Source organism: Arthrobacter sp. Y3225116 (assembly GCF_059091245.1).
On record NZ_JBNHGL010000242.1, the window covers coordinates 1 to 4249 of the forward strand.

The 4249-nt window shown below is 67.9% G+C and carries 4 protein-coding genes; 2 read left to right on the plus strand and 2 right to left on the minus strand.

The features are described from left to right. Positions 1–60: 60 nt before the first annotated feature. Positions 61–540 (minus strand): ArsR/SmtB family transcription factor, encoded by a 480-nt coding sequence (locus tag AC5RV2_RS15290; RefSeq protein WP_494093041.1) that lies wholly within the window; start codon positions 538–540, stop codon positions 61–63. A gap of 176 nt (positions 541–716) precedes the next feature. Continuing rightward, positions 717–1919: an acetoin utilization protein AcuC gene (locus AC5RV2_RS15295; RefSeq protein ID WP_494093042.1), complete on the minus strand. Its 1203-nt coding sequence runs from the start codon at positions 1917–1919 to the stop codon at positions 717–719. Between the two features lie 124 nt (positions 1920–2043). Here AC5RV2_RS15295 and AC5RV2_RS15300 point away from each other — a divergent pair, with 124 nt between their 5' ends. Both AC5RV2_RS15300 and AC5RV2_RS15305 read left to right on the plus strand, forming a co-directional pair. Next, positions 2044–3456: a TrkH family potassium uptake protein gene (locus tag AC5RV2_RS15300; protein WP_494064872.1), complete on the plus strand. Its 1413-nt coding sequence runs from the start codon at positions 2044–2046 to the stop codon at positions 3454–3456. Between the two features lie 40 nt (positions 3457–3496). Continuing rightward, positions 3497–4135 (plus strand): potassium channel family protein, encoded by a 639-nt coding sequence (locus AC5RV2_RS15305; protein WP_494064873.1) that lies wholly within the window; start codon positions 3497–3499, stop codon positions 4133–4135. The last annotated feature ends 114 nt before the right edge of the window (positions 4136–4249 follow it).

Here is a 4249-nt window from a genome sequence, read left to right on the forward strand (position 1 = left end):
GCCGGGCTGCTGCGTGCGACGAGGCCGGGCTGCCGCCTGCGACGGCGCCGGGGCTGCCGCTTAGCCGCGGCGGCGGCGCGGCAGTTTAGGCAGGTGCGCGAAGATGTCCGCGGCCTTGGTCGTTGCCTTGTTCGCCGCCTGGCCCAGCGACCGGCTCAGGTTGGCGGGAACCGGAACCTCGAGGCTCCGCCCAGTCACCGCATGCCCGGGTTCCTGCGGGGCGACGACGGCGGCTGCCACCGCGGGCGCCACCGGCTCCACCTCGGTCGCGGGCAGGACATCGACCCCGAACCCGATGATCCATTCGGCCACATGCTGCAGCGGCCCGGTCTGCAGCGAGTAGTAGCGCTTCTGGCCCTGGGCGCGCATGGAGACGAGTCCGGCTTCGCGCAGCACCTTCAGGTGCTTGGAGACGGTCGGCTGGCTGACCTCCAGTTCTTCGACCAGCTCGCCAACCGCTTTGTCGCCGTCACGGAGCGAGCCGAGTATGTCCCGGCGGGTACCTTCGGCAATCACTGCAAAGACATCATCGATGGCCATTGCATTACCCTAACCGCATATATGCTCCGCGGCACACCCCCGGCGTGGGTCTTGGCCCCGGGCGGGGCAGAATCGTTATACCGAGGTTCGGTGGACGGCGACGGGGTCTGGCGCGGCCGCCCGGCCCGGGAACTGCCGCCTACCCCGCTGTGTGGCCGGGCCGACCCGGCAACCGCCTAGTCGAACCAGGGATCGAGTCCGTGGTAGGGGAAAATTTCCTTGCGGGTGGCCATCACGGTGCGGTCCACGCCGTCGTTGGGGTCATAGCCGACCTCCCACGAGCGCCACCACAGGTCGGCGTCGTCGCCCATGTACAGCGGCGCCTGCTGGCCGTACCGCACCTCGACATAGTCCTGCCAGGACTGGGGTACCTCGCTGTGCAACGGAATGGCCCGGCCGGAGACAATGGCGAGCATGTGCGTCCAGGAGCGGGGCACCACGTTGAAGACGTCGTAGCCGCCGCCGCCCGTGGCGATCCAGCGGTCGCCGCAGACCTCGCGCGCCAAATCGGCCGTGTCCAGCATCATTTGCCGCTGGGCATCCACGCTCAGCCGGAGGCTGCTCAGCAGGTCGCGGACGTGGTTGTCGCAGCCGTGCTGGCTGACGATCACTTCGGGGGCGAAGGCCCTGACCAGCTGCGGGACCACCGCGTGGAAGGCCCGCAGGAAAGCGGCGTCGCCGGAGCGGGGCGGCATGGCGACGTTGACGGAACTTCCCGGCGCCTCCGGGCCCCCGCTCTCGTTCGCGAAGCCCGTCCCCGGGAACAGGTGGGTGCCGGTTTCATGCAGGGAGATGGTCAGCACCCGCGGGTCGTTGTAGAAGATCGCCTGAACGCCGTCGCCGTGGTGTGCGTCGACATCCACGTACGCGACCCTCTGCACGCCGTTGTCCAGCAGGTGCTGGATGGCCAGGGCGCAGTCGTTGTAGATGCAGAACCCGCTCGCCTTGCCGCGCGCGGCGTGATGCATGCCGCCGGCGAAGTTGACCGCATGCAGCGCGGAGCCGTCCAGGATCGCGGCCGCGGACTGCAGCGAAGCCCCGGCGATTCGGGCGCTGGCGGTATGCATGCCCGGAAACACCGGATCGTCTTCGGTGCCCAGGCCCCGCTCGTCGTCAATGGCGTCCGGGTTTTCACTGACCGCCTTCACCGCGGCCACGTAGGCCGGGTCGTGCACGGTCTGCAGTGCCGCGTCGCCGGCGATTTCGGCTGCGGCCAACGTGACGTTCGGGCGGTGGAAGATGGCGAATTCGTCAGCCAGCTTGGCCGTCAGGTCCAACCGGATCGGGGACATGGGATGATGCGCGCCGAAATTGTAGGCCAAGACGGATTCACTCCACACCGCCAGAGTGGGAACCGCGGGAACTGGGGTCGCTGACATCACAGACAGGCTACGCGAAAGCACCGGTGCGCGCGCATTCTTCCCGCGCCCCGTGCGATCAAATGATGATTTACTACTGCAAGGAGCAAGTCAGCGATTTCGGAGCCGGACAGAAGCGATCGGGATGACCAGACAGCAGCCGTCATGGCTAGCCGGGCGGGAACACGAACGATTCTCGCTTTTGCGCACGCTCCGCGACTTCGTGGACAGCGTTGCCAACAGTTCCCCGGCACGGCTGGCGCTGATCGTCTACGTGGCGGTGATCCTGGTCTTCACCGGGCTGCTGTCCTTGCCCGCCGCGGCGCGCGACGGGGTCATCACGCCGCTGCACGACGCCTTCTTCACGGCAGTCTCGGCCGTCTGCGTCACGGGCCTGACCGTGGTGTCCACCGCCGGCCACTGGACCTTCTTCGGCCAGGCCGTGATCCTGCTGGGCATCTTCATCGGCGGCCTGGGCACGCTGACGCTGGCCTCGCTGCTGGCGCTCATGGTGAGCAAGCGGCTGGGCGTGCGCGGCAAGCTGATCGCCCAGTCCGCCATGAGCAACGCGGGCCGCCTGGGCGAGGTCGGCGCGCTGCTGCGGATCGTGATCACCACCTCGGTGATCATCGAGGTGGTGCTCGCCCTGGTGCTGATCCCCCGTTTCCTGATGCTCGGCGAATCCTTTCCCCAGGCCGCCTGGCACGGCATCTTCTATGCCATCTCGGCATTCAACAATGCGGGGTTCACCCCGCACTCCGATGGCCTGGTCCCCTACGAGACCGACGAGTGGATCCTGCTGCCGCTGATGGTCGGCGGTTTCCTGGGCAGCCTCGGGTTCCCGGTGGTCATGGTGCTCCTGGAGCGCGGTTGGCGCTTCAGCAAATGGAACCTGCACACCAAGCTCACGGTCGAGGTGTCCCTGATCCTGCTGGTGGTAGGCGCCCTGGTCTGGGGCGCCATGGAGTGGAGCAACCCGGAGACCCTGGGCGGCATGAGCACCTGGGACAAGGTTTTGCACGCGACGTTCGCGTCCGTGATGACCCGCTCGCTCGGCTTCAACCTGGTGGACATGAACAACATTGAGCCGTCCACCATGCTCTTTTCCGATGCCCTGATGTTCGCCGGCGGCGGTTCCGCCTCGACCGCAGGCGGCATCAAGGTCACGACCATCGCGATCGTGTTCCTGGCCATCGCAGCCGAGGCCCGCGGCGACCGGGACGTGAAGGTCCATGGCCGGACCATCCCCGAAGGCGCCATGCGGGTGGCCATCTCGGTGATCGTCATGGGTGCCACGTTGGTGGCCGTCGCCGCCGGCCTGCTGCTGGCCTTCACCGGCGACAGCCTGGACCGGGTGCTGTTCGAGGTCATTTCCGCGTTCGCCACCGTCGGGCTGAGCACCAACCTGAGCGCCGAGCTGCCGCCCGAGGGCAAATACGTGCTCTGCGCCCTGATGTTCGCCGGCCGCGTCGGCACCATCACGTTGGCCGCCGCCCTGGCGCTGCGCGAGCGCCGCCAGCTGTTCCACTACCCCGAAGAGAGGCCCATCATTGGCTGACAAGTCCGCATCGAACAGACGTCCCGCCCACAACGCGCCCGTGCTGGTGGTCGGTCTGGGCCGCTTCGGCGCCTCTACCGCGGAACAACTGGTCAAGCAGGGCCGCGAGGTGCTGGCGATCGAACGTGATCCAACCCTGGTGCAGAAGTGGTCGGGGCAGTTGACCCACGTGGTGGAGGCCGACGCCACGAACATCGACGCGCTGCGCCAACTGGGCGCACAGGAGTTCAGCTCCGCCGTCGTCGGTGTCGGCACCTCGATCGAGTCCTCGGTGCTGATCACCGTGAACCTGGTGGACCTGGGCATCGAACACCTCTGGGTCAAGGCCATCACCCCCTCGCACGGCAAGATCCTCTCGCGCATCGGCGCCAACCATGTCATCTACCCGGAGGCCGACGCCGGCCGCCGCGCCGCGCACCTGGTGGGCGGACGGATGCTGGACTTCATCGAGTTCGACGACGGTTTCGCCATCGTCAAGATGTACCCGCCGAAGGAGACCCAGGGCTTCACGCTGGGTGAGTCGCAGGTGCGCTCCAGGTACGGCGTCACGGTGGTGGGCGTGAAGTCGCCCGGCGAAGACTTCACCTATGCGCGGCCCGAAACCAAGGTCTCCAGCCGGGACATGCTGATCGTCTCCGGGCACGTGGACCTGCTGGAGCGTTTCGCGGCCCGCCCGTAGCGGGCCGCCCGCCGGTCCCGGGGAGCCAGGGCCCCCGCGGCTCAGGCCAGCTCGCGCGACAGTTCGGCCGCCCGTTCGGCAGCGGCCGCGGCACCGCGCGCGATCACCTGCGGC